The sequence below is a fragment of the Janthinobacterium sp. UMAB-56 genome, assembly GCF_900095265.1.
Taxonomy (GTDB): domain Bacteria; phylum Pseudomonadota; class Gammaproteobacteria; order Burkholderiales; family Burkholderiaceae_D; genus Janthinobacterium.
The window spans coordinates 373,550-399,006 of record NZ_LT607654.1 but is presented as its reverse complement, the minus strand read 5'-3'; the positions used below and the strand labels follow the sequence as shown (position 1 = coordinate 399,006).

The following is a 25,457-nucleotide window of genomic DNA, read 5'->3' as shown; positions in this document are numbered from 1 at the left end:
TCTTTGTGCCGAGCCAGACGGTCGCCGGCAATTTCGACCTCGGCTTCAAGGTGCGCGACGATGGTGGCACTGCCGGCTGCAACGCGCAAGACCTGAGCCTGGTTCCGCATTACCTGACCTTCAACGTGCCGATGGCCCACCTGGGCGACTTCGTCTGGGAAGACAAGAATGCCAACGGCGTGCAGGATGCGGGCGAGGCCGGCATCGCCAATGTCGTGGTGCAATTGAAAGATGGCGCGGGCACGGTGGTGGCATCGACCACGACCGACGCCAACGGCGCCTACCATTTCGACGTCAATCCGGGCACCTATTCCGTCACCGTCGTCACGCCGAATGGCTACACGGCAACAGCTGCCAACCAGGGTGGCGACACGGCCAAGGACAGCAATATCGATGCGGCCGGCAATATGGCGCCTGTTACCCTGGCGCCGGGCCAGACCAACTTGAGCCTGGATGCTGGCCTGTACCGCGCCGCCGAACTGGGCGACCGCGTATGGTTCGATGCCAACAAGAACGGCGTGCAAGATGCGGGTGAAGCAGGCGTGGCCGGCGTGAAAGTGACTTTGCTCGATGCGTCCGGCAACGCCGTCGGCAGCCCGCTCATCACGGATGCGAATGGCAACTATTTGTTCACGAATCTGAAGCCGGGTAGCTATAGCGTCCAGTTTGACAAGACCAGCCTGCCTGCCGGTTATGCCTTCACGGGCCAGGACCAGGGCGGCGACGACCAGCGCGATTCCGACGCCAGCGCCATCGATGGCAAGACAGCGCAAGTGCTGCTTGCTTCCGGCGACAGCAACCACAGTCTGGATGCGGGCATCGTGGCCCTGCCGGCTACCCTCGGCGACCGCGTCTGGCATGACGCCAACTTGAACGGCGTGCAGGATGCGGGCGAAGCCGGCATCGGCGGCGTCACGGTGCAGCTGAAAAATGCGGCTGGCAGCGTGATCGGTTCGACCGTGACGGATGCCAGCGGCTATTACAATTTCAGCGTCGATGCAGGCACGTATTCCGTCGCCGTCGTCGCGCCGCCAGGTTATCTGAGCACGCTCAAGGATGCAGGCGGCAACGATGCGCTCGACAGCGATATCAATGCAGCGGGCCAGAGTGGCCTGGTGACGGTTGTCGCCGGCCAGAATTACAAGGACCTCGATGCCGGCCTGTACAAAACGGCTGCCATTGGCGACCGTGTGTGGTTTGACGCCAACGGTAACGGCACGCAGGATGCGGGCGAAGCGGGTATGGGCGGCGTGAAAGTCAATCTGTTCGACGCCTCGGGTAGCGTAGTGGCCAGCGCCACCACGGATGCCAGCGGACATTACTTGTTCAGCAATTTGGTGCCTGGTTACTACTTCCTGGGTTTCGTGCCACCAGCCGGCTACACTTTCACCAAGCCGGATGTAGGCGGCTACGCCACCGATTCGGATGTCGACCCTGCCACCGGCCTCACCACCACCTGGATCGGAGTGAAATCGGGCGACGTTCAGCTGGATTGGGACGCGGGCCTGGTCAAGTGCGCGCCTGTCACCGGCAGCATCGGCAATCGCGTGTGGGAAGACAATAACTACAATGGCGTGCAAGATGCGGGCGAACTGGGCGTGGCTGGCGTGAAAGTCAATTTGCTCAATGCCAGCAACCAGATCATTGCCACGACGACCACGAACGCCAGCGGCAATTATCTTTTCGATAAGCTGATCGCCGGCAGCTATAAGGTGGAAGTCGTCCGTCCATCGGGCTTCTATTACACCAAGGCGAATGTCGGCAATGACGCCAGCGATTCCGACGTCGATACCAGCACGGGCCGATCCGGCCTGATCAACCTGGCCGCCGGCCAGAACGACATGAGCTGGGACGCGGGCATCTACCGCAAGGCCAGCCTGGGCGACAAAGTGTGGCGCGATGCTGACCATGACGGCATACAGGATAGCAATGAGGCGGGCATCGCGAACATCAAGGTGCAGCTGTTTTCGGGCAGTGGCGTATTGCTGGCCACCACCTACACCAACTCGAATGGCAACTACAAGTTTGCCGACCTCGATCCGGGCAGCTACTCGCTCAAGTTCGACAAGTCGGGCGTGTATCACGCCGGTTACGCCATGGATAGCTGGCGCTGGGGCGTGAAGAACGTGGGCTCGAACGACAACATCGATTCTGACGTCAACAGCAATGGTTCCTATGCCAACGTGGTCTACACGGACATCCTGAAGCTGGCCTCGGGCCAGAACGACATGAGCTGGGATGCGGCCATCACGCCTATCGTGATCGACTTGAATGGCGACGGCGTGCACACTATCGCCCGCGCCGATTTCCACGGCAGCTTCGACTTGCTGGGCACGGGCAGCGCCATCCAGTCGGGCTGGGTCTCCGCCCAGGACGGCTTGCTGGCCATCGACAGCAACGGCAATGGCAAGATCGACAACATCTCCGAACTGTTTGGCGGCAACGAGAAGGGCACGGGCTTTGCCAAGCTGTCCAGCTATGACTCGAACGGCGATGGCGTGGTCGACGCGAAAGATGACAAGTTTGCCGAATTGCGCATCTGGCGCGACGCCAACAGCAATGGCGTGACCGACGACGGCGAGCTGATGTCGCTGCATGACGCAGGCGTGGCCAGTCTGACCGTGTCCTACACGGAACTGCCTTTCCTCGACGCCAACGACAACCTGCACCTGGAGCGTAGCAGCGCCACCATGGCCGACGGCAAGACGGTGGACATGACGGACGTGTATTTCAACGTCGACGCCAAGGATGCGGCCAAGGCCGGCATCAGCTTGCCGAGCATGGCCGACCTGCTGCGCGACGACCATGCGCTCGACACCGCGCTGGGCCAGGATGCGACCGTCGCCACGGTGGCTGCAGCCCCGGCTGCTCCCGCTGCCGAAGCCCAGGCCCAGTGCGAAATGGCCGAAGTCTTGCGCCGCGCCATGGCGCATGCCAATGCACAGCCCCAGGAAATGGCTGCCTGATGTCCTGTTTTACCAGGCCGTACCCGCCTGTCTGATATGTGCCGTCGCCCCTGTCCTCAGGTGGTGCTGGCGCTCTCCAATCACTTTAAAGAGAATACGCAATGAAAAAATCCATGCACCTGATCGCCCGCGCCAGTATCGCCGCGGCTGTTTTTGCCCTCGCCAGCGGCAGCGCCCTGGCAGCGTCCAACCTGCAAGTCATCGATTCGCACAGTGTCAGTCTGTTTACGGCCAGCGGCGGCGCCTTCGGCTCCGGTAGCGCCATCTCGCCCACCCTGTGGCAGGTCAAGTATGACAGCAACACCTTCCTGGCCTTTTGCCTCGATCCGCATGTCGCGCTGAGCAACACCTCGAACAGCTACAGCAGCGGTGCCTTTGCTGCCAGCGACTCCGTCAAGCGCCTGTACGAGGGCTATTACGCCTCGTCCGTCGCGAATGTATCGACCAGCGCCAACAGCGCCGCCGCCTTCCAGCTGGCCCTGTGGGAATTAAACAATGACAACACCAATCTGTTGACGGGCGATCTGCGCTTCAAGAACCTGAGCAATGCAGTCGTGAGCGAAGCAAACTCCATGCTGGGCGTGGCGACAGGTAGCGGCACCATCAAGAATCTGTACAACTACACCAGCCTGAGCAGCGTCAACCCCGCTTCGCAAACCCTGCTGAGCGTGTCGCCGGTACCAGAAGCGCAAACCTGGGCCATGCTGGTTGCCGGCCTGGGCTTGCTGGGTTTCATGGCGCGCCGTCGCAAGGCCGGTCAATTCTGAAGTCGTAGTCGCTAACTTGCTGTCACTGCTGCGGCGCGTCCCTCACGACGCGCCGCAGTTTTCTATTTTTACAACACTTACCTGAATGGCCGATATTACTATGGCACAATGTTTCTGCAGGCCACTGCCGCGGGGCCTGGTCAATAGTTTCTCACTGTTCATTGCAACTGCCTGAGATCGGACTTGAGTTCATCATGACGCCACCTTCTGCCTCGCACGCCACCGTCGACGCTTCCCCATCCACCGTCTGTGCCGACATGCTTGCCGACGCCATCGTTTTCCTGGCCCGTTTTCTTGGCACCGGCGTGCAAGCCGAGCGCCTGCGCGCTAGCGTGAGCGCGCATGGCGACCCGGCCGCTGCCGATTTTCTTGATCAGGCACTCAGCCATGCCAGTCTGGCCGGCACGCCGCTGCCGACCGACAAGCCGCGCCGCCCCACGGAAATGCCGGCCCTGCTGCTCAATGATGCGGGGCAGGCGCTGGTGGTGCTGGGCATTGCCGAGGATAAGTATGAATGCCATGTGCCGGGCATCGCCGGCACTTCCTGGCTGGACGCGGCCATGCTGGCGCAGGAAGTGCCCGCCGGGCGCTGGGTGGCCGTGCGTCCCGTGATGTTCTTCGATCAGCGCAGCCTGCTCTACAGCATGCCGGTGGCGGGCCGCTGGTTCTGGGATGTCTTCAACCGCAACCGCTGGGTATTTCGCTGGGCCTTGCTGGGCACCCTGGTGCTCAATATCATCAGCGCGCTGGTGCCGTTCTACGCGATGGCCGTGTATGACCGCGTGATCCCCAACAACGCCACTTCCAGCCTGTGGGTGCTGACGATCGCCGTGGTGGGACTGACAGGTTTTGAATTGGCCATGCGATTGCTGCGCGGCGAACTGGTGGAAACGGCGTCGCGGCGCATGGATGTGGCCCTGTCGTCCAGCATCTTCGCCCAGTGCCTGCGCCTGCGCGCGGCCAGCCGCCCCGCGTCCGGCGGCACGCTGGCCAATACCGTGCGCGATTTCGAATCGGTGCGCGAATTCTTCGCCTCGACCACCCTGACCACCCTGGGCGACTTGCCCTTCCTGCTGCTGTTCCTGCTGGTCATCGCCTTGGTCGGCGGCTGGCTGGTGCTGGTGCCCCTGGCCGCCATTCCCATCCTGCTGCTGGTGGCCTTCGCCTCGCGTGCGGCCCTGGCGCGCCACGTGGCAGCATCAATGCAGGAAAGCGGCCAGCGCACGGCGCACCTGTTTGAAACCATGAATGGCCTCGACACCATCAAGGCGCTGGGCGCCGAGGCGTGGAGCCGCCGCAAATGGGAAAGCCTGACGGTGGCCATCGCCGCCAACAGCGTCGAGACGCGCGAAATCGTCAGCCGCGTCAATTACATCAACACGGCCGTGCTGGCCCTGTCCGGCGTGGCCGTGGTGGCCGTCGGTGCGCTGCTGATGGGCGAACGCCTGCTGACCCTGGGCCAGATCATCGCCGTGAGCATGCTGACGGGGCGCGCCCTGGCGCCCGTGAGCCAGATCGCGGGCCTGATCATGCGCTGGGAGCAGACCAAGCTGTCATACCACGCACTGAACAAGATCATGGAAGCGCCCACGGATGACGATGCGGCCAGCCTGCAGGCGCCGCCCCTGTCCGGGCGCATCGAGTTCCGCGAAGTGGGCTTCGCCTACCCGAACTCGCCGCCGCTGCTGGATAAGCTGAGCCTGCAGATACGTCCTGGCGAACGGGTGGGCGTGATCGGCAAGCTCGGTTCCGGCAAGAGTACCTTGCTGCGCTTGCTGCTGAACCAGTACGGCCCGCAAAGCGGCAGCGTGCTGTTCGACGACCTGGCCAGCACCCAGCTGGAACCCTTGAGCCTGCGCCGTCAGATCGGCTATGTGCCGCAGGATGTGACTCTGTTCCATGGCACCTTGCGCGAAAATATCGAATTGGGCCGCAGCCAGCCCGATGACGCCAGGCTGCTCGAGGCCATCCGCCTGGCTTGCCTGGACGACATCATCACCCAGCTGCCCAACGGCGTGGCGACGGAAGTGGGCGAGCGGGGCGAACGCTTGTCTGGCGGCCAGCGCCAAGCCGTCGCCATGGCCCGCGCGCTACTCGCGAAACCGCCGGTGCTGCTGCTCGATGAACCGAGCAGCATGTTCGACCCGGCCACGGAGCAGCGCCTGATCGCCCGCCTGCGCACCTTGCAGGACACGACTATCGTGCTCGTCACGCATCGCATGGCCATGCTGGCGCTGGTGGACCGGCTGATTGTCTTCGACAAAGGCCGCATCGTCGCCGACGGCCCGCGCGATGAAGTCTTGCGCGTGATTAGTGGTCAACATGCGGGTCAACATGCGGGTCAAAACGCGGGCCAAAATGCGGATCAGAATCCAGGCCAACACCAGGCCGCCAAGCCGGCCGCCGCCGTTGCCAACACGACGGGAGCAGCGGTATGAGCGCCTTGAATGCCCGTCCGCTGCCGCTGGCGCACCCGGACCCGGAACGCGAGCCACGCAAGCTCGTCATCCATATGCTGGCGCTGATCGCCGTGCTGGTCGTGCTGACCCTGGCCTGGGCCACGTTCGCCCAGCTCGACGTGTCCGTGAATGGTCGCGGTGCCATCACGCCGCCGTCGCATCTGCAGGAAGTGCAAAGCCTGGAAGGGGGCATCGTGCGTGAAATGCTGGTCAAGCCTGGCCAGCAGGTACGCCGCGGGGACTTGCTGCTGCGCCTGGACACGGCGCAATACGACGCCAACCTGGGCGCCAGCGTGCAGAACCGCCTGGCGGCCCTGGCGGGCAGGGCGCGCCTCGACGCCTTGCTGACGGGCGGCGCGCCCCGGTTCGCGCCGGAATGGCAGCGCGAGGCGCCCGAGCTGATCGCCAAGGAAACGCAGTTGTGGCACGATGGTCAGCGTGAATTCGCCTCCGCCACGGCGGCCGCGCGCGAAGGCGTGACGCGCCGCCGTGGCGAGCTGGCCGAGGCTCATAGCCGCATCGCCCAGCTGGAAACGGGTCTCAAGATCGGCATGGAAAGCCTGTCGATCGAAGAGCGGTTGTTCAAAGAGGGCGCCGGTTCGCGCGGCGATTACCTGAACGCGCAGCAGCGCGTGCAGCAGCAGCGCACGGAACTCGACAGCCTGCGCAGCTCCGTGCCGCGCCTGGTCGCCACCCTGGCCGAGTCGCAGGCGCAGGCCGGCGAAGTGGAAGCGCGCATGCGCGGCCAGTGGGGCGCGCAGCGTAGCGAATATGAAACCAAGGCGGCCGCGCTGGCCAGCACCGTCAAGGGTCAGCAAGACCAGGTGAGCCGGCGCGACGTGACGGCGCCCGTCGACGGCGTCGTCAACCGCGTGCTGGTGGCCACCGTGGGCGGCGTGGCGCAACCAGGCAAACCTATCCTGGAAATCGTGCCGGCCGACTCGGAAGTGCTCATTTCCGTGCGCGTGAAACCGTCCGACATCGGCTTTATCCACGTGGGACAGAGCGCCTCGGCGAACGTGCTGGCGTATGATGCCACCACCTATGGCCGCATGAAGGCACAAGTAGTGCGCGTGGGGGCCGACGCCATCCCCGACGAGCGCAACGAGCCGTATTTTGAAGTGCAGCTGAGTACCGACCGCAGCCAGCTGACGGCGCATGGCAAGGTACTGCCGGTCACGCCCGGCATGCCGGTCGATGTGGGCATCCTGACGGGGCGCCGCTCGGTGCTGCAGTACGTGTTCAAGCCCGTGTTGCGCGGTTTGCAGTCTTCCCTGCAGGAGCGTTGATGCGTGCCATATTGATATTGATCACGCTGGCGTGCGCCAGCATCGTGGTGGAAGCGCAGGCCCAGCTGCCCGGCACCTTGTCCGTCCAGCCAGCGCCCATGCGCGGCTTGCCGGCCCTGCTGGCGCGCGCCGTGCCGCGCGACCCGCAGGTCATCGCGGCGCAGGCGGCGCTGGACACCACCGAGGCGCGCTACAAGCAGGCCCGTTCGCGCCTGTTCCCGAATGCGGCGCTGCAGGCCAGGCGCGGGCGTAGCAAGGACCTCGATGGGACGCTGGACGTGGAACGACGCACGCACGAGGTGGAGGCGAGTCTGCGCTGGAATGTGTATAACGGCGGCGCCGACCGCGCCGAACTCGATGCAGCCGAGCGCGAAATGACGGGCGCCGCCTTCGACGTGCAGCGGGCGCGCGCGGAAAGTGCGGAAAAGCTGGCCGAAGCGTATTTCGACATGCAGCGCCTGGAGCGCAGCCTGCTGCAGTCGCAGGAACGGCTGCGCGACGTGACGCAGCTGGTGAAGCAGGTGGCGCGCCAGACGGAGCTGGGGAAATCGTCTGAGGTGGACCGCGAACTGGCGCAAAGCTCGCAACTGGACGCGGAGCTGGTGCACGACGGCTTGCTGACGGACCGTCTGTCCGCGCAGATCAAGCTCGAGGCGCTGGCCTTCGAGCCGGTGGCGCAGTTTGCCGACTTTACGTTTGCGCCGCTGCCTGCGCAGGCTTTGGAGAACGCCGACACGCAGCAGGCGCAGTTGCGCGCCGTGCGCGAGCGGGCGGCAGCGGCCCGGCTGCGCGTGCGCAGCGTGGCGGCCACCCTGGCGCCGAAAATCGACCTCGATGTCAGCCATCTGCTCAACAACAAGACCACGCCGCCGCCATCGACGATCCAGCAGCGCGGCTGGTCGGTGGGCGTCAGCTGGGAGTTTCCGCTCGGCGGCGGCTCCCTGGCGCAGCGCGACGAGAGCATCAGCCGCGCCCAGGCAGCCGAGGCGGACGTGGCGCGCGCCGAGCAGGGCACGCGCGCTGACCTGGCCAGCACGCTGCCGCGCATCGCCAATGCGCAGCGCACCCTGGCCCTGCTCGACGAGCAGGAAAAGAAGATGGCCTTTGTCGTACGCGGCGGTACTATCCAGTACGAAGCGGGCCGGCGCAACCTGCAGCAGATCATCCAGACGCGCGACAGCTACTTCACGATACAGCAGCGGCGCATCGACCAGCTGCACCGCCTGACCCTGGCGCAGATGCGCCAGTACGCGCTGGCGGGGCAGCTGCTGCAGGTATTCGGGCTGGCGCAATAGGGCGCTGGCGCCAGATTTGCTGCCAGCGTGCGCTGTTTCACGTACAGTTTCATGCATGAAATGGCCATTATGTGGCACACTGCGCGCTCGCATATCATCGTTGTCGCGGGAGCGCATGAGCATCATCAAACAATTTCCTTTTGAGTGGCAGGTCGGCGTGCGCTATACGCGTGCCGGGAAACGCAGTGGCCGCAACAGCTTCATTTCCTTCATCTCCCTCATTTCCGTGGCCGGCATCGGCCTGGGCGTGGCCGCCCTGATCGTCGTCCTGTCCGTCATGAACGGCTTCCAGAAGGAAGTCACCGACCGTTTGATGTCGGTGCTGGCCCACGTCGAGGTATTCGACACCAGCGGCTCCATGCCAAATTGGCAGGCGCAGGAGCGCGCCGCCTACGCCAATGCGCAAGTGAAGGCCGTGTCGCCGTTCGTGGAAACCCAGGGCATGCTGCTCAACGACGAAACCATGCGCCCGTCCGTCGTGCGCGGCGTGCTGCCGCAGCAGGAAGCCACCGTCTCCAGCGTGGCGAGCCAGATGAAGCAGGGCAGTTTCAATGCACTGACACCGGGCTCGTACAACATCGTGCTGGGCATTGATCTGGCCAAGGCGCTCGATGTGAAAGTGGGGCAGAACGTCACCCTGATGCTGGAACGCGAGCCGAAGGCGGGCGACCCGGTCAATGGCATCGTCATGCCGCGCATGCGCGCGCTCAAGGTGGCCGGCATCTTCGAGGCGGGTCACAATGAACTCGATGGCAGCCTGGCCTTCGTCAACATGCAGGACGCGGAGCAACTGCTGCAGCTCGACGGTCCGTCCGGCCTGCGCTTGCGCTTGCACGACATGAACCAGGCGCCGCAGGTGGCGCGCGAATTGAAGGCCTCGATGCCGGGCCAGTTGTGGATGCGCGACTGGTCGCGCGCCAGTGCCAGCTGGTATGCGCTGGTGCAAAGCCAGAAGAACATGATGTTCATTATCCTCAGCATGATTATCGCCGTCGCCGCGTTCAATCTCGTTTCGACGCTGGTGATGTCGGTCACCGACAAGCAGGCCGATATCGCGATCTTGCGCACCCTGGGCGCCTCGCCATTCTCCATCATGAAGATTTTCATGATCCAGGGCGCGCTGGTCGGCTTGCTGGGGAGTGCCTTGGGCGTGATCGGCGGCGTCGTGCTGGCGCTGAACGTCGGTGTCATCGTGCCCTTCATCGAAGGCATTTTCGGCCTGCACTTCATCTCGAAGGAAATTTACCAGATCAGCGCCGTGCCGTCCGACGTGCATTGGCTGGACGTGGCGCAGATCGGCCTGATCGCCTTTGGCCTGGCGCTGGTCGCTACCATTTACCCTAGCTGGCGCGCCGCGCGCGTCAAGCCAGCCGAAGCGCTGCGCTATGAGTAAATGGCTGATCAATAAACTGCTGGGGTCAGACCCGGCGGGTCTGACCCCTTGGAAATAGCGAATCAATGAGCATGTTAAAAAATATTCCTTTCGAATGGCTGGTCGGCCTGCGCTACACGCGGGCCGGCAAGCGCAGTGGCCGCAACAGTTTTATCTCCTTCATCTCGCTCATTTCCATGGCCGGCATCGGCCTGGGCGTGGCGGCGCTGATCGTCGTGCTGTCCGTGATGAACGGCTTCCAGAAAGAAGTGACTGACCGCATGCTGTCCGTGCTGGCCCACGTGGAAGTGTTCGACAACAGCGGCAGCATGCCGGACTGGCGCGCCGAAGCGGCGCAGGCCTTCAAAAATCCGGCCGTCAAGGGCGCAGCGCCGTTCGTGGAAACGCAGGGCATGTTGTTGCGCGACGATGCGCTGCGCCCCGCCATCGTGCGCGGCGTGCTGCCCGAGGAAGAGCCGAACGTCTCCGACGTGGCTGGCCAGACGCGCATAGGCAGCTTCAAGGCGCTGCAGCCGGGCACCTTCAATATCGTGCTGGGCATCGAACTGGCGCGCGCCTTGCGCGTCAACCTGGGTGAAAAAGTCACCTTGATGCTGGCGCAGGGCCAGGTCACGCCGGCCGGCGTGCTGCCGCGCATGCGCAGCTTCACCGTCAGCGGCATCTTCCAGGCGGGGCACAATGAATTCGACGCCGGTCTGGCCTTCATCAATATCGAAGACGGCCAGCGCTTGCTGCGCCTCGACGGCCCATCCGGTCTGCGCTTGCGCCTGGCCGACATGAACCAGGCCCCGCAAGTGGCGGCGGAACTGAAAAAAACCATGCCGGGCGACCTGTGGCTGCGCGACTGGTCCAAGCTGAACGCCAACTGGTTCGCCGCCGTGCAGACGGAAAAGCGCATGATGTTCATCATCCTGACCCTGATCATTGCGGTGGCCGCCTTCAACCTGGTCTCGACCCTGGTGATGACGGTGACGGACAAGCAGGCCGATATCGCGATTTTGCGCACCCTGGGCGCCTCGCCCCGTTCCATCATGAAGATCTTCATGATCCAGGGCGCGCTGGTGGGCATTTTGGGCACGATTTTGGGTGTGGGCGGCGGCGTGCTGGTGGCCATGAACATCGATGTCATCGTGCCCTTCATCGAACACTTGTTGGGGGTGCAGTTCCTTTCCAAGGACATTTACTTCATCAGCACCGTGCCGTCCGACCTGCGCTGGCCCGATGTCACCAAGATCGGCGTGCTGGCCGTGATTCTCGCCTTTTTGGCGACTCTGTACCCAAGCTGGTGGGCCGCCCGCGTGAAACCTGCGGAAGCCCTGCGCTATGAATAAACCAACGACTACGACCATGACCGATCTGAATAAACCCGCTTCCAACGGCGCTTCCGCTGATTCTGCCGTGCTTTCCTGCCGCGGCCTGGGCAAGACTTTTACGCAGGGCAGCTACAAGGTGCAGGTGCTGGCCGGTATCGACATCGACGTCCACCGGGGCGAGCGCGTTGCCATCGTCGGCGCCTCCGGCTCCGGCAAGTCGACCTTGCTGCACTTGCTGGGTGGCCTCGATACGCCCACCAGTGGCAAGGTCACCCTGCTGGGCAAGGACTTTGCCAACCTCAGCGAAAAGGCGCGCGGCGACTTGCGCAATGCCTCGCTGGGTTTCGTCTACCAGTTCCACCATTTGCTGCCCGAGTTTTCCGCGCTGGACAACGTTGCCATGCCGCTGATGATACGGCGCATGAAGCGCGCGCCGGCCACCGAGCTGGCGCAGCAAATTCTCACGCGCGTGAACCTGGCCAAGCGCGTCACGCACACGCCGGGTGAGCTGTCGGGCGGCGAGCGCCAGCGTGTGGCCCTGGCCCGCGCCCTCGTCACACAGCCGGCCTGCGTGCTGGCCGATGAACCGACGGGCAACCTCGATCATGCCACGGCCGAACAGATTTTCGACTTGATGCTGGAACTGTCGCGCACCCTGGGCACGGCCTTCGTCATCGTCACGCACGATATCGAACTGGCCAAGCGCTGCGACCGCGTGCTGCGCCTGACGGACGAAGGGCTGCAGCCTTATTGATACTGAGCAATACTAGGAGTCCGCCATGTGGATCGACACGCATTGCCACCTCGACGCGCATGAATTCGGCAGCGAATCGCTGCAGGTAGCGGCGCGCGCCAGCGCGCAGGGCGTGGCGATGATCGTCATCCCGGCCGTCGAACGGGCCAATTTCAGCATCGTGCGCGACCTGGCGGCAGCGGCGCCCAACGCCTGCTTTGCCCTTGGCATACACCCGATCTACGTGCCGCACGCGACGCAAGACGATTTGATCGCCCTGCGCGAGGCCGTAGCGCAGGCCATGAGCGACCCGCGTTTCGTCGCCATCGGCGAAATCGGCCTCGATTTCTTCCTCCCCATGCTGTGCGAACCGGCCATGCGCGCCAAACAAGAGCATTTTTTGCGCGAGCAGCTGAAGATCGCCCGCGACTTCGACCTGCCCGTTCTGACCCACGTGCGCCGCTCGCAGGACATCGTCCTCAAGCATGTGCGCCAGATACGCCCGAACGGCGGCATCGCGCATGCGTTCAATGGCAGCTTCCAGCAGGCGCAGGGCTACATCGATCTCGGTTTCAAGCTCGGTTTCGGCGGCGCCATGACCTTTACGCGCGCCTTGCAGATACGCCGCATGGCCACGGATCTGCCACTGCACGCCATCGTGCTGGAGACGGACGCGCCTGACATTTCCCCCAGCTGGGTCCACCCGGGCCGCAACAGCCCTGAAGAACTGCCGCGCATCGGCGCCGTGCTGGCCGAATTGCGCGCCCTGGAGCCGGCCGACGTTGCGGCGCAAACCAGCGCCAATGCGCGCGCCGTGCTGCCCCGATTACCCTAGATGGAATGAGACCATGAACAAGAAAATGCTCGCGGGCGCCCTGGCAGCCTGCATGTCCAGCGTATTTGCGCCCGCCCTGGCGGCGGCCAGCGCCCAGTGCGACGGCATGCCGCGCCTCGACGTCACGACGCCGGCCGGCTTTTGCGTGGCCGTGCTGGCCGATGGCCTGAAATTTCCCCGTGGCGTGCTGCCGCTGACGAATGGCGACATCCTCGTCACGGACATGGCGGGATGGGCGCCCAAGCTGGGGAAACTGTGGCTGTTGCAGCGCAAGGCGGCCGGCCCTGGCTATGAGCGTAAGCTGCTGCTCGACAAACTCGATCGCCCGAACGGCATCGTGCAGGGGCCGGACGGCATGGTGTATGTGGGCGAGGTGGGACGCATCTTCCGCTTCGACTTGCGCGATCCATCGCGCGCCCTCACCGACATCATCGGCGGCACGGCGAAGACGCCGCGCCTGCCGGGCCTGGGCTTGCACCTGCTGACGACCATGCGCTTTGGCCCCAAGGGCGACCTGTACGTGAACGTGGGATCGAGCACCGACCATTGCGAGAACGACGGCAAGGCGCCTGATCCGGCCAAGGCTTGCCCTTCGGCCGAAGGCCCGGAAGCGCTGGGCGCCATCCGCGAATACAAGATGGCCTGGCCAGCCGGCACGGTGACGAGCTGGCGCACGCATGCGCGCGGCTTGCGCAATTCGATGGCGCTGGCCTTCCACCCTGCGACGGGAGAACTGTGGCAGGCGGAAAATGCGCGCGACGCCATCCAGGCCGCCATGCCGCAACTGAAAAGCGACGAGAACCTGCCGCATGAAGAACTCAATTTGATCAAGGCAGACCGGCATTATGGCTGGCCGTACTGCTACGACGACAATGTGGCCAGCCCAGAGTACCCGAAAACGGCTTGCGCCGCCCAATACGCGGCGCCGCAGCGCCTGCTACCCGGCCATGCCGCGCCGCTGGGCATGACCTTTTATACGGCCAGCCGCTTCCCGGAGATGTACAGGAACAGCCTGATCATCGGCTACCACGGCTACCGCAGCAATGGCCATCGCCTGGTGGCGCTGCTGCCAGACAAGGCCGGTGCGCCGCTGGGCAAGTCCGTCGAGTTGATCGGCAACTGGGAGCGCAAGGGCAAGCAGGGCAGGGGCGCGCCCGTCGACGTCAAGCAGGGACAGGATGGCGATATCTATATGGCCGATGACCATAATGGACTGGTGCTCAAATTGCATTATGAGGCACCGAAACCGTAACGCCTCCGCTTGCCCTCGGCCAGTGAGGGGGCGGCGCATTGCCCTGCAAGCGGCCAGCTATCTCGCCACTGAGCAGGGCTGGCTTCTGCAAATCCGTTGACTTTTATTTGAACTTTTTGCCGGAGCGTCCGCGCGACGCCGCATTGTGCGCGCGCAGGATGGAATCGACGCGTTCCGACGCATCGCGCGACAGGTTTTGCGCCACGGCGATATCGGGGAAGAATTCGGGCAGGCGGTAGCTGAGCCACGCATACGCCGAGTAGTAGCGGCAAGTGTCTTCCACCTGCTGCAAATTCTGCGTGCTTGCGCCATACGCGTGCTGGCGCAGTGTGCTGGTCTTGCCTTGCGACAGATTCTTGGCCCAGTGTTCCCACGCCGTTTGCAAGGACGGCACCTTGCTCGATATCGGCACCAGCGACAGCGTGAACTTGTCGGCCACGGACAGGGGCAGGGTGTCTAGCCAGACGGCGCGCTCCTTCTGGTCTTCCGTGATGCGGGGGAAGAAAAAGCCGTCCGGCACGTCGATATTGTGAATGAAGCGGCGCAGCAGTTTTGACAGCGACAGTTCGCCCGTCACCGACGAAATGCGGTGCAAATGTTCGAGCGACGGCGCCACGGCGAAGCCGCTGGTGTTCAGCGGATGCAGCTTTTCCTTGAGCAGGGCGCGCATCACTTCATGCGTCTCGTTGTCATAGCCGGCCACGAGTCCCTCTTCATGCACGCCGTAGCGGCCCGCGCGCCCGGCGATCTGGCGCGCCAGCGCGGCCGAAATCTCTTCTTCTTCGCGGCCATTGTATTTGACGCAAGTGGTCATGACGATGCGCGCGATCGGCATGTTCAGGCCCATCGCCAGCGCATCCGTGCCGACGACGATATCGGCCGTGCCATCGCGGAAGCGCTGCGCCTGCGCGCGCCGCACTTCGGGCGACAGGTTGCCGTAGACGGTGGCCACCGACAGCCCTGTTTCCGTGATCATGTCGCGCCACATCAGCACTTCGCGGCGCGAAAAGGCGATGACGGCGTCGCCGCGGCGCAGGTTCCGCACCTTGCGCACGGCGGTCGGCTCCATCGACAGGGGCGCCATGCGTTTCAAGACATGCACTTCTAGCGGGCAGTCCAGGCGCTCGGCCAGCGCCTCGATGGCGCGCCGCGCTTCCGGCGCGCCTACCAGATAGACTGTGTGGGCCGGCGCGCCGCAGACGGCGGCCGTCCACGCGGCGCCCCGGTCCGGGTCGGCCAGCATCTGGATTTCATCGATGACGGCCACCTCGACGACGCTTTTCGTGTCCAGCATTTCCACCGTGCTGGCCACGTGCGTGGCGCCGTCGACCACGCGGCGTTCCTCGCCCGTGATCAGGCTCACGGCCAGCGGCTTGCCATGCGGCGCGGCTTCCTGCAGGCGTTCATAGTTTTCCAGGGCCAGCAGGCGCAATGGCGCCAGATAAATGCCGCTCTTCGCCTTCACCAGTGCTTCCATGGCGCGGTGCGTCTTGCCGGAATTCGTCGGGCCCAGCAGGGCGATGAAGCGGCGCGGCAGGCGGCGCGCCATCTCGAACGAGGCGGGATACTCGGCCAGGTTGATGCTCTGGCGCGTGCGCGCAGCATGCTGTTCCTCCTGCTGGCGCTCGATGGCGTGATTAAAACGCTGGCGGATGCGGTCGAAGACCATGCCGGCCGGCTCCGACGTCTGCATGTCGGCCAAGGTGTGCAGGAAGACCATGGGGTCCGTGTCGACGTCTTCGCTCAGGCCGGCGATGTCGGCGACGAAATCGATCACATGCTGGCGCAATTGCTCGAAGACGGCCGCGCTGGCCCGTTCGCGCATCAGGGCCAGCTTGGTCTCGCGGTCCATCTTGCGCCACTTGGCCGGCCGCGCCAGCACGCCCTGCGCTGGCACCAGCGCATAGGGCACCACCAGATGCCCTGCCTTGACCGTGCCGGAAAAGCGCACGAAGACGCGGCCTTCCATCTTGACCAGGCGGATATGCTCGGCCAGTTCCCCCAGTTCCGCAACCAGGGTGGCGTCGTTATTGTCTTCGGTGCTGTCGGAAATGTCGGTGGAGGTATCGGGAGGAAGTGCGGAGGAAGTCATGTCGTGCCTGGGTGTTGAAGTAAGCGAGGCCGATTATACCGTCGATGGGGGCGGGCGGTGGTCGCCAGGCCTGGCGGTCGCATAGTCAGGCGGCACGCGCGCGCACCAGACGCAGGCCCCAGCCGGTGACAATCACTCCGTCAGCGTTTTTCAGATACGCCACGGCATCCAGGAACGCGCTGCGCAGGCGCTGCCTGGCATCATCGTCCAGGCGGTCGATATCGTAGGTGTCCAGCAGGGCGGCCCACAATTGGCCTGGTGTGGGCGACCAGGGCACGTCGATGTCGTCAAAGGTGAGCTGCGCAAACGCGCCATCGAGCAGCTCGCGCCAGCCGGCTTCCGACCCGGTGCGCCTGTCGCCGAAGCGCATGGGCGGCAGCGCGTCGCTGGCGATGGGTTTGAAGACGCGCATGAAAACGTCGTTGACTTCGCCCAGCAAGAAAGTCCGGCCGAGGATGGCCGCGAACTGGCCGCCGGGTCGCAGCACGCGGCGTATTCCCTGGACGACTTGCAAGATGTCGTCCATCAGCATCAGCGCCATGTGCGAGACGAGATAATCCACGCTGGCCGACGGCACGTCGAGCGCCTGGGCGCGGCCCTGTTGCAAGCGTACGGATGGGGGAAGGGCGGCGCGCGCGACGGCCAGTTCAGCCATGCTCATGTCGACGCCGAGCAGCTGCAGCTGTGGCTGCCGCCTGGCTGCCAGCAAGCCCAGCAGATGGCCGTCGCCGCAGGCCAGGTCGAGCACGCTCAATGGCGTGTCCACGGCCGGTACCAGGCTGGTCAGCACGTCGTAGGACGAGGTCCAGGTTTCTGCGGGGGAACTGGCCGGCAGATGGGCAAACGCGGCGCTGGTCACGCCGACTTGCCTTTGATGAAAGTCCTGTAAATACGTTTCGGCCGCTGTCAGTAGGGTCATGCAAGGTCCGCAAAGTCGTGGCGCCTTGGCGCCGGATGGTCATCTTAGCATGGGGAAAGTTTCGCCAGCGGCCGAGGCGCCTAACTTGCACGATGGGCTTTATCTACCCACCATTGCGCCAGATCAGGCGGCAGCGCGTCGAACGCGATCACAGTAGGAGAGCCCCTTTCGCGTCGAGCGACGATCCTGTTTTGATTCTGCCTTCCCATGCGCACCCTGATACTCGGCTTTGCCACCGGCGCCGCCTGCTTGCAGACGCAAGCCAGCCTGCCGCCGCATGCGGACATGGCGCTGCTCGTCATCGCTGGCGCAGCGCTGCTGGCTGCGCTGGCGTTGCGTCGCCACGCGCGCTGGTGTTCTGCCATTGCGCTTGCCGCTGGCCTGGGGCTGGGCTTTTACTGGGCCGCCTGGCTGGCCCAGGCCGCCATGGCGCCGCAACTGGCGCTGGCTGATGAAGGACAGGACATCATCGTCACGGGCACCATCGCCAGCCTGCCGTACCGTTTCGAGCAGGGCGTGCGCTTCAATTTTGCCGTGGAAAAGTCTGCTGGAGCGAGGGTGCCTCCCTTGGTCGCCCTGTCCTGGTACGCGGGTTTTCGCGATGAGGTAACGAATGAGGTGGGCGACGTGCAGCCGGGCCAGCGCTGGCGTTTGACGGTGCGGCTGCAGCGTCCGCACGGCAACGCGAACCCGCAGGGCTTTGATTATGAAGTGTGGCTGCTGGAGCAGGGCGTGCGCGCCACCGGCTATGTACGGCCGCAGCCGCGCGCCGAGTTACCCAACGTGCGCCTGGCCGCCTTCGTGCCTGGCTTCGGCAATGTGGTGGAGGCCAGCCGCGCGGCCTTGCGCGCGCGCATCCTGCGCAGCCTGGACGGAAAACAGTATGCGGGTGTGATCGTGGCGCTGGTGGTGGGCGACCAGCGCGCCATCCCCCAGTCGGACTGGCAAGTATTCAACCGCACTGGCGTGAGTCATCTGATTTCGATTTCCGGCTTGCACATTACGATGATCGCGGGCCTGTTCGCCCTGGGCGCGGGCGCGCTGTGGCGGCGCTCGTTTTTCACGGAGCGGCAACTGCCCTTGCTGCTACCTGCGCAAAAGGTGGCGGCGCTGGCCGGCGCGCTGGCGGCATTTTTCTATGTACTGCTGGCTGGCTTCGGCGTGCCCGCGCAGCGCACCTTGTATATGCTGCTGGTGGTGGCGCTGGCCTTGTGGCTGGGACGCATCACCAGCATGGGCCATGTGCTGTGCCTGGCGCTGGGCGTGGTGCTGCTGCTTGACCCCTGGGCCGTGCTGTGGCCCGGTTTCTGGCTGTCGTTCGGCGCCGTCGCCACCATCCTGTACGCGACGGCGGGCCGCACCACGGCGCCCTTGCCGGAGAGCGCCAGCCGCTGGCGCCGCCTGCGCGCGACCGTGGCGCTGGGCGCCCACACGCAATATGTGGTGACAGTGGGGCTGGTGCCCTTGACGATGCTGCTGTTCTCGCAAGTGTCGCTGGTCAGCCCCGTGGCCAATGCGCTGGCCATTCCCGTCATCAGCCTGGTCGTCACGCCCTTGTCGCTGGCCGGCAGCCTGCTGCCCGCGCCGTTGTCCGATGGTTTGCTGCTGCTGGCGCACGCCATCGTGCAAATGCTGGCGCAGGTGCTGGAATGGCTGGGCGCGCGCCGCTTCGCCGTGTGGACGGCGCCCGCGCCGCCAATGTGGAGTTTTAGCTGGGCATTGTTTGGCACGGCATGGTTGCTGGCGCCAAGGGGATGGCCGCATCGCTGGGCTGGCATGCTGAGCTGGCTGCCCCTGCTGACGGCCCTGCCGTCCAGCCCGCCACCTGGCCAGATGTGGATCACGGCCTTTGACGTGGGGCAGGGCATGGCCGTGCTGGTGGAAACGCCAAGCCACCGCCTGCTGTACGACACGGGACCGGCCTACAGCCTCGATTCCGATGCTGCCAGCCGGGTCATTGTGCCTTACCTGCGCGCACGCGGCATCGCCACGCTCGACGGCGTGATCATTTCCCATAGCGACCTCGACCATGCGGGCGGCGCCGTGTCGCTGCTGGAGAACGTGCAAGTGGGCTGGCTGGCCTCGTCCCTGTTCGATGGCCACCCGGCCATCGAGGCGCGGCGGGAGTCGCACGGGCCCTATCTGCACTGCATGGCGGGCCAGAGCTGGACCTGGGACGGCGTGCATTTCGCCATGCTGCACCCGCTGGCCGGCAGCCATACGGATATCTCTTTGAAACCGAATGCCCGCAGCTGCAGCGTGAAAATCACGGCAGGCAAGCACTCGATCTTGCTGGCCGGAGACATTGAGGCGGCGCAGGAAGCGCAATTGCTGGCGCGCTCGGCGGAGGGTGAACTGGCCGCCGACGTGCTGCTGGCGCCCCATCACGGCAGCGGCACGTCATCGACGCCAGCGTTTTTGATCGCCGTCCATCCGACACTGGCGATTTTCCAGGTGGGACACAGGAACCGTTATAAACATCCGAAACCGCAGGTGTATGCGCGCTATGGCGACATGGGCATCACGCGGCTGCGCACGGATGTGACGGGGGCGGTGGTGCTGGCGTTTGGCGAGGATATCGACGTGACGCTGTATCGGGCCAGCCGGCCGCGTTACTGGCATGGGCGCTAATGCATTCAAGTTAGGCTGGAAAACATCGTCACTGGAGTGGGGGCTTGAACTCTTCCAGCACGCCCAATCAGATGCTAATTATCCGTTCATCCGGTATCTCCCGCCCCCGCTGCCGTACATATTCGAGAAACAGCCGCGCCCCCTTGGCCATGCGCGACGTGCCATACACGGCATGAATGCTGGGGTCGAGTTCCTTCGATGAGGTGAGTCGGTACGCCGTGCAGACGCGGCGCAGCGTTCCTGCAGTCACGGCTGGCTCCGCCAGCCAGCTGGCCAGGCGCACGATGCCGGCGCCTTCCAGGGCCGCCTGGAAGGTGGCGATGCCGGAAGTGAAGCGGAAACGCGGCTGCACCTGGTAGCGCACGTTGCGCGTAGCAGAGACGAAATGCCAGTCGCGCAGGATGCGCGGGGCCGAGTGCATGATGATGTCGTGGCCGGCCAGCTCTTCCGGTTCGTCCGGCGCGCCCATGCGTTCTATATAGTCGGGCGAGGCGTACATGTAGCGGCGGTAATTCCACAGGGGATAGCCGATCAGCTCGCTCGACTGGGGGAAGGCGCCGCGGATGGCAAAGTCCAGCTTTTCCTGGATGGGGTCGATCGATTTGTCCGAGAAATGAATGTCCACGGACACATTCGGGTAATCGCGCGAAAATTGCGCTACTACTTTCGGCAAGAAACCCAGCGAGAGGATTTCCGGCGCCGAGAGGCGTACCCAGCCCTGCGGCGAGTTGCTCAGCTCAGCCAATTGATCTTCCGCCTCGGCCTGCGTTTCCAGCAAGTGCTTGGCCGACGCGTAATACGTTTCGCCCGCCGTCGTCAGGGTGAATTGCTTTTGCGTGCGCAGGATCAGCTCGGCGCCGATAGCTTCTTCGAGGAACTGGATGGCGCGCGTGACGGCCGACGGCGAGCGTCCCAGCATGCGCGCCGCGTGGATGAAGCTGCGCTTTTCCACCACGGTGCAAAAGGCGCGGATCTCCCACATCAATTTCATCGACATTGCGCGCTCCCGGCAAAAGAGGCCAGTAGACCGCACGGCGTGCATTCCGTCAAGCGTTACGCCTGATTGCGTTTTCCGCAATTTGAAGTTGCATCCGGAAAAATCCACGGCGCCTATACTGCCGCTGTCGCCCATTCTCCACTGCCTATCATGCTGACCATTTCGCTGCTGTGTTTATTTGCCTTCTTTGCCGGCCTCATCGATGCCGCCGTGGGCGGGGGGGGGCTGATACAACTGCCGGCCCTGTTCAACCTGATGCCGAACATGGCTTCGACGTCTTTGCTGGGCACGAATAAACTGGCGTCCGCCTGCGGCACCACGTTTGCCGCCCGTTCCTTTGTCGGCAAGGTACATATTCCCTGGCTGCTGGTGCTGCCGGCCGTGGCCAGCGCCTTCGTCATGTCCTTCATCGGCGCGGCCGCCGTATCGTATGTGCCGCAACAGGTGGTGCGCCCCATGGTGCTGGTGTTGATCATCATCATGGCCATCTACACTTTCATCAAGAAGGATTTCGGCACGACGCGCGAAGCGCGCCCCATCGGCCCGCGCGAACGCATCCTCGCCATCGTCATCGGCGGCGCCATCGGCTTTTATGATGGCCTGTTCGGGCCGGGCACGGGCAGCTTTTTGATTTTCCTGTTTATTCGTGTCTTCGGTTTCGATTTCATCCTCGCCTCGGCTTGCTCGAAACTGGTGAATATCGCCACCAACGTGGCCGCGCTGGCCTTCTTCATTCCCGCCGGCCATGTGGTGTACGCCGTGGCCGCACCGATGGCTGTGTGCAACATCCTGGGCGCCCTGACAGGCACCTGGATCGCCGTGCGGCGCGGCGCCGCCTTCGTGCGCCTCCTCTTCCTCGTGCTGCTGGTGCTGCTGATCGTGAAATTGTCTTACGACATCTTCTTCAAGTAAGTTCCTGAGCCGAACCTAGTCATGAAAACCATCCAGGGCGTGCTGTGGGATAACGATGGCGTGCTGGTCAACACCGAGCAGCTGTTTTACGAAAGCAACCGCGACTTGCTCTTGCCCTACGGCATAGACTTGACGCCGAAGCAATTCTTTGACTGGTTCCTGGACAATAACTATGGCGCCTGGCATGTGCTGTTGGGACAGGGCCACGCCATCGAACTGGTCGAACGTTTGCGGGCCGAACGCACCGTGCTGTTTGCGCAACGCTTGCGCCGGGCGCGCCAGCTGGCCATACCCGGCATCGGGCAAGTGCTGGCGGCGCTGCGCCCGCATGTGGCCATGGGCGTGGTGACAAGCGCGTATGAACAGCATTTTCAGATCAGCCATGCGGCCACGGATTTACTGAAACACTTCGACTTCGTGCTGACGCGTGAAATGTATGGCGAGAGCAAGCCGGCGCCTGACGGCTACCAGCTGGGCTTGCAGCGCCTGGGCCTGGCCGCTGCCGACTGCGTGGCTGTGGAAGACTCGCCGCGCGGCTTGCGCGCCGCCAGGGCTGCCGGGCTGGAATGCATCATCGTGCGCAATCACATGAATCGCGATCACGCGTTTGACGATGCCTTTTGCGTGGTGGAGTCAAACGCCGAGCTGGGCGAAGTACTGGCCTCGTTCGTGCCCGGCATGGCGCCGACGCGTCGGCAATTAGAGGCCTTCCTCTGATACGTCTTGCCGGCATGCCTATACAATTGTTTATCGCATTCACCGGCATGGCCCCACGATGACCCTCCCGCAACTGCATTTTGCCCACGCCAACAGTTATCCTGCCGGTACCTACCGCAAGCTGTTCGGCCTGCTGGGCCAGCACTACACCGTGCAGGCGCTCGACATGCACGCGCACGATCCTGCTTACCCCGTCAGCACGGGCTGGCCCGAGCTGGTGCGCGAATATATCGACGACCTCGAGCGCCGCTACAGCGCGCCTGTGATCCTCGTCGGCCATTCGCTGGGCGGCATGCTCAGCGTGATGGTGGCCAAGCAGCGGCCCGACCTGGTGCGTTGCGTGGTCTTGCTCGATTCGCCCGTGGTGGCGGGCTGGCGGGCCTTGCTGGTGCGCCTGGCGCGCAACACGGCGCTGGGCGAGCGGTTTTCGCCGTCGCGTTTTTCCGCACGGCGGCGCAAGCTGTGGCCCGATGCGCAAGCTGCGTATGACCACTTTGCCGCCAAGGACATGTTCGCCATCTGGGCGCCGCAGGTCTTGCGCGACTACATCGACAGCGGCTTGGTCTCCCATCCGCAAGGGGTGCAGCTGCGCTTTACGCGCGAAGTGGAAACACAGGTCTACCGCAGCTTGCCGCACCATATCGGCAGCCTCGTCAAGGATGGCTTTCCCGTGCCCATCGGCTTTATCGGCGGCACGGAATCGGTGGAATGCCGCCAGGCGGGCTTGAAAGCCACGCGCAAGCTGGTCGGCAAATTTTTCCGCCAGGTGCCGGGCGGGCATCTGTTTCCCATGGAAAATCCGGAACTGACGGCGCAAGTGGTGCGCGAGATGATCTCTTCCCTGCTGGCGAAACAGTAGGCTGACGCCAACGATTTTCATTATGCAAGGGCCAAAAGTGGCGGTTTTTCGCGTAAAATCCTGCCATTCGGGCCGCGCCTGCGCCAGGCGTGCGGCCCCCGCATTCCGATATTCTAGAAAGAACCCCCTGCGATGACGATTAAAAGCGATAAATGGATACGCCGCATGGCGGAAACAACGGGCATGATCGAGCCGTTCGAACCGGGCCAGGTCAAGGAACGCGACGGCAACCGCATCGTCTCCTACGGTACCTCCAGCTATGGCTATGACATCCGTTGCGCCGACGAGTTCAAGTTGTTCACCAACATCAACACCACCATCGTCGACCCCAAGGATTTTGACGCGAACAACTTCGTCGATGTGTCGGGCAAGGGCTATTGCATCATTCCGCCGAACTCGTTTGCGCTGGCCCGTACGGTCGAGTATTTCCGCATTCCGCGCAATGTGCTGACGATCTGCCTGGGCAAGAGCACCTATGCGCGCTGCGGCATCATCGTCAACGTCACCCCGTTCGAACCGGAATGGGAAGGCTTTGTCACCCTGGAATTTTCGAATACGACACCGTTGCCGGCGAAAATCTATGCCAATGAAGGCGTGGCGCAAGTGCTGTTCTTCGAATCCGATGAAGTGTGCGAAACGTCGTACAAGGATCGTGGCGGCAAATACCAGGGCCAGGTCGGCGTGACCTTGCCAAAAACCTGATTTTCGTGAAGGGCGGGGCGCCAGCCCTGTCTGGTCTTGCTTTAAAGCTGTTTCAGCAGCCAGGCTTTCAGCGCCGCTGACGGCTGGTACAGGGGAACATGGCCGCGCAACAAGATTTGCGTGCTGCGCCGGTAGGCCGCGCTGCGGATGGCGATGTGTCCCGTCGCTGCGTCCTGGCGCGCCACGATGGTGGTGGCCAGGATGCCGGCCGGGTTTGCCACGCCCAGTGCAATCTCCGCATCCTCCGGCCCCACGGGCGGCACGCCGCGCGCCAGCGCATGCGCCACCGTGCCCGGTATCAAACAAGCGGCCGCCAGGCAGCAGCCACCCGAGACGGCCAGCGAGGCGTGGCCCGCTTGCGGCGTAAAATAACGCACAGCAATATTTCCCTCGCCCGTTGCTGGCCCCACGATACAGAACTTGGGCATGGTTTCACTGCGTTCCAGTTCTTCCAAGGTCATCAGTTGGCCATCGCGCCGCCGCAAGCCCATCAGCAGTCCCGCCGCGCTCCACACCCGGCGGATGGCGTGCATGAAAGCCGTGTCTTCCTCCAGCGCCCGCACCGTTTCCTGTGCCGTCTTGCCGAACTGGCTCGCTTGCGCGATGACCATGGGCACTGCCACGTCCACGCACGAGACGCCATAGCCGTGCACCTGGTCTTGCACTTTGCCTGTCGGCAACAACTTGCCCGTCTTGGCGCCTGCCGGTTGCTGCAGGAACAGGTACACCTGAGGGAAGTTGCCGGGTACGCCGGGAATGCCGGTCGCTGTAAAGCTGCCATCGAGTTCACGCGCCATGCGCGAGGTGGTGACGACACCGGTGTTGGTGTTGCGGATATCGATGTCGTGCGCGCCGATGGCCAGCGCCTCGATCACGCCGCTGTCGAGTCCCCACAATTGCAGGGCGGACGACATATTGCCGCAGTTCACGCTCCAGTCGATATCCCCATGCTCGCCAGCCAGCTGCGCCAGGGTGCTGACCAGGCGCGGCGATCCCGCATGCTGTTCCACCTCGACGAGGAAGACTTTATTGCTGGTGGGAGCGCCGCGCCCCAGGCCCGTGACTTGCCGGTTACCCGGCAACTGGCCGGACTGGGGCACGCCCATCAGGTGGCGCAGCAATTCGTCGCGCAGCGCCGGGTCGGCCGGCACTGAGGCCGCATGCAGGACCAGGCCTGTCGACGTGCCGCCGCGCATGTGGTGGACGGGAAACTCGATCACGCCGCAGCGCTGGCGGGGCACGAGGTCGGGCAGGGCGGGCAGCAGTGGCATGGTGATCCGATCGAGGTCTGGCAGGGGATGCGCCAGTGTGCCAGCTTTTCGTGCC

19 protein-coding genes are annotated in these 25,457 nt (G+C 64.0%); 15 read left to right on the top strand and 4 right to left on the bottom strand.

Annotation, left to right across the window (positions count from 1 at the left end):
* The 10 genes from K0F85_RS10395 to K0F85_RS10350 form a co-directional block, all read left to right on the top strand.
* The coding region (locus K0F85_RS10395; protein WP_219115956.1) for an SdrD B-like domain-containing protein at window positions 1-2,966 on the top strand (2,966 nt) is incomplete at its 5' end.
* A 101-nt stretch (window positions 2,967-3,067) separates the two neighbouring features.
* Entirely contained in the window at window positions 3,068-3,733 is a 666-nt protein-coding gene (locus K0F85_RS10390) for a thioester domain-containing protein (RefSeq protein ID WP_219115955.1), read from the top strand.
* A gap of 194 nt (window positions 3,734-3,927) precedes the next feature.
* Window positions 3,928-6,171, top strand: a complete 2,244-nt coding sequence (locus K0F85_RS10385) for a type I secretion system permease/ATPase (protein ID WP_257572667.1) — start codon at window positions 3,928-3,930, stop codon at window positions 6,169-6,171.
* Window positions 6,168-7,481, top strand: coding sequence for an HlyD family type I secretion periplasmic adaptor subunit (locus K0F85_RS10380; protein WP_219115953.1), 1,314 nt, complete (start codon window positions 6,168-6,170; stop codon window positions 7,479-7,481). Before K0F85_RS10385 ends, K0F85_RS10380 begins: the two co-directional genes overlap by 4 nt.
* Entirely contained in the window at window positions 7,481-8,776 is a 1,296-nt protein-coding gene (locus tag K0F85_RS10375; protein WP_219115952.1) for a TolC family protein, read from the top strand. Before K0F85_RS10380 ends, K0F85_RS10375 begins: the two co-directional genes overlap by 1 nt.
* A gap of 115 nt (window positions 8,777-8,891) precedes the next feature.
* Window positions 8,892-10,169, top strand: a complete 1,278-nt coding sequence (locus tag K0F85_RS10370) for a lipoprotein-releasing ABC transporter permease subunit (protein ID WP_219115951.1) — start codon at window positions 8,892-8,894, stop codon at window positions 10,167-10,169.
* Window positions 10,170-10,234: 65 nt separating this feature from the next.
* Window positions 10,235-11,500 carry a lipoprotein-releasing ABC transporter permease subunit gene (locus K0F85_RS10365; protein WP_219115950.1) on the top strand — a complete coding sequence of 422 codons (1,266 nt, stop codon included), beginning with the start codon at window positions 10,235-10,237 and terminating at the stop codon, window positions 11,498-11,500.
* A 16-nt stretch (window positions 11,501-11,516) separates the two neighbouring features.
* Entirely contained in the window at window positions 11,517-12,236 is a 720-nt protein-coding gene (gene lolD, locus K0F85_RS10360; protein ID WP_219115949.1) for a lipoprotein-releasing ABC transporter ATP-binding protein LolD, read from the top strand.
* Window positions 12,237-12,261: 25 nt separating this feature from the next.
* Window positions 12,262-13,050: a TatD family hydrolase gene (locus tag K0F85_RS10355; RefSeq protein ID WP_219115948.1), complete on the top strand. Its 789-nt coding sequence runs from the start codon at window positions 12,262-12,264 to the stop codon at window positions 13,048-13,050.
* A gap of 13 nt (window positions 13,051-13,063) precedes the next feature.
* A complete protein-coding gene (locus K0F85_RS10350; protein ID WP_219115947.1) occupies window positions 13,064-14,302 on the top strand; it encodes a sorbosone dehydrogenase family protein in 1,239 nt (412 codons plus the stop codon).
* A 103-nt stretch (window positions 14,303-14,405) separates the two neighbouring features.
* Here the strand turns inward: K0F85_RS10350 and K0F85_RS10345 are convergent, their stop codons facing one another.
* Window positions 14,406-16,394: a helicase-related protein gene (locus K0F85_RS10345; protein WP_219115946.1), complete on the bottom strand. Its 1,989-nt coding sequence runs from the start codon at window positions 16,392-16,394 to the stop codon at window positions 14,406-14,408.
* A gap of 85 nt (window positions 16,395-16,479) precedes the next feature.
* A complete protein-coding gene (locus tag K0F85_RS10340) occupies window positions 16,480-17,313 on the bottom strand; it encodes a class I SAM-dependent methyltransferase (RefSeq protein ID WP_219115945.1) in 834 nt (277 codons plus the stop codon).
* A 207-nt stretch (window positions 17,314-17,520) separates the two neighbouring features.
* On the opposite strand from K0F85_RS10340, the gene K0F85_RS10335 reads away from it, so the two are divergent.
* A complete protein-coding gene (locus K0F85_RS10335) occupies window positions 17,521-19,944 on the top strand; it encodes a DNA internalization-related competence protein ComEC/Rec2 (RefSeq protein ID WP_219115944.1) in 2,424 nt (807 codons plus the stop codon).
* Window positions 19,945-20,011: 67 nt separating this feature from the next.
* On the opposite strand, the gene K0F85_RS10330 is transcribed toward K0F85_RS10335, so the two are convergent.
* Window positions 20,012-20,941: a LysR family transcriptional regulator gene (locus tag K0F85_RS10330; protein WP_219115943.1), complete on the bottom strand. Its 930-nt coding sequence runs from the start codon at window positions 20,939-20,941 to the stop codon at window positions 20,012-20,014.
* Window positions 20,942-21,091: 150 nt separating this feature from the next.
* Between K0F85_RS10330 and K0F85_RS10325 the strand changes: the two genes are divergently transcribed.
* The 4 genes from K0F85_RS10325 to dcd all read left to right on the top strand — a co-directional run bounded on the left by K0F85_RS10325 (window position 21,092) and on the right by dcd (window position 24,131).
* Window positions 21,092-21,853: a TSUP family transporter gene (locus K0F85_RS10325; RefSeq protein ID WP_219115942.1), complete on the top strand. Its 762-nt coding sequence runs from the start codon at window positions 21,092-21,094 to the stop codon at window positions 21,851-21,853.
* Between the two features lie 21 nt (window positions 21,854-21,874).
* On the top strand, window positions 21,875-22,570 hold the full coding sequence (locus tag K0F85_RS10320) for an HAD family phosphatase (protein WP_219115941.1): 696 nt from the start codon (window positions 21,875-21,877) through the stop codon (window positions 22,568-22,570).
* A gap of 58 nt (window positions 22,571-22,628) precedes the next feature.
* A complete protein-coding gene (locus K0F85_RS10315; protein WP_219115940.1) occupies window positions 22,629-23,429 on the top strand; it encodes an alpha/beta fold hydrolase in 801 nt (266 codons plus the stop codon).
* A 132-nt stretch (window positions 23,430-23,561) separates the two neighbouring features.
* Window positions 23,562-24,131: a dCTP deaminase gene (gene dcd / locus K0F85_RS10310; protein WP_035819543.1), complete on the top strand. Its 570-nt coding sequence runs from the start codon at window positions 23,562-23,564 to the stop codon at window positions 24,129-24,131.
* Window positions 24,132-24,172: 41 nt separating this feature from the next.
* On the opposite strand, the gene K0F85_RS10305 is transcribed toward dcd, so the two are convergent.
* Window positions 24,173-25,402 (bottom strand): PrpF domain-containing protein, encoded by a 1,230-nt coding sequence (locus tag K0F85_RS10305; protein WP_219115939.1) that lies wholly within the window; start codon window positions 25,400-25,402, stop codon window positions 24,173-24,175.
* Window positions 25,403-25,457: the final 55 nt, after the last annotated feature.